The sequence below is a fragment of the Variovorax sp. P1_H12_2 genome, from assembly GCF_056405335.1.
Window position 1 is genome coordinate 1 of the sequence record NZ_JBFUCI010000775.1, and the last position, 1,097, is coordinate 1,097.

General features: G+C 65.3%; 1 protein-coding gene. It reads left to right on the forward strand.

What is annotated here, in order from left to right:
- The first annotated feature begins 74 nt into the window (after positions 1-74).
- A complete protein-coding gene (locus AC1D2K_RS35045) occupies positions 75-1,043 on the forward strand; it encodes a Bug family tripartite tricarboxylate transporter substrate binding protein (protein ID WP_478095072.1) in 969 nt (322 codons plus the stop codon).
- Positions 1,044-1,097 lie beyond the last annotated feature (54 nt).

Sequence of the window (1,097 nt, forward strand, 5' to 3'; positions counted from 1 at the left end):
GACGCTGGAAGCAGCCTGGTCAATCCGGCCAGGGACCGGTCGAGATCTTCGTTCGAAGTGAAAGACCTGGAGACATGAAGCGAAGAACTCTTGTCGCGTCGATCCTGGCCGGTGGCGCGCTGGCCCTGCGGGCCCATGCGCAGAACTACCCGAACAGGCCGGTGAGGGTCGTGGTGCCCTACGCGCCGGGGGGCACCACCGACCTGTTGGCCCGCATCATCGCGACCCGGCTGGGTGCCTTGTTGAACCAGCCCTTCGTCGTGGAGAACCGGCCCGGCGCCGGTGGTTCGGTCGGGAGTGCCTACGCGGCCAGGGAGCCGGCGGACGGCTACACGCTGGTGATGGTGGTGGAGAGTTCGCATGCGGTGAACCCCAATGTGTATGCCAGGCCGGCCTACGATCCGGTCAAGGATTTCGCCCCCATCAGCAACATGGCCGACGTGCCCAATGTGCTGGTGGTCCGACCTTCTTTTCCCGCGGCCGATCTGTCGGCATTCGTCAAGGAACTCAAGGCGCATCCGGGCCGGTATTCGTTCGGCTCGTCCGGCAATGGAGGGCTGAGCCACGTCAATGGCGAATTGTTCAGGCATGTCAGTGGCACGCAGATGCTGCACGTGCCGTACAAGGGACTGGGGCCGGCCTTGACCGATCTTGTATCGGGACAGATCGATGCGGTCTTCGACAACATCCCTTCGTCCGCCTCGCTGATCCAGGCCGGCAAGATCCGTCCGCTGGCGGTGGCGGCGAAACAGCGGCTCGCGCTGTTGCCCCAGGTGGCGACCTACGCCGAGCTGGGCCTGCCGGCCATGAACAACCCCTCATGGTTCGGACTGGGGGCCCCGGCGGGCACGCCGCCCCGGATCCTGGATCAGCTCCATCAGGCGGTGCGCGAAGCACTGGGCGACCCCGGCGTCATCGCCGCGATCGAGAAGCTGGGCGCGATCCCGAGTCCGATGTCGCGTGCAGGGTTCGCCAGGCTCGTCGTCGAGCAGAACGCCTTCTGGAAGAAGGTCCTCGGGGAAATCGGATTCGAAAGGCTTTGACACCCATGAAGAAGCGACTCTCCGCCATGCCGATGTGCGCATCGACGACCAGGG

Excerpts from the sequence above, each read along its gene's own strand:
- AC1D2K_RS35045 (WP_478095072.1), top strand. The coding sequence starts at position 75 with ATGAAGCGAAGAACTCTTGTCGCGTCGATCCTGGCCGGTGGCGCGCTG.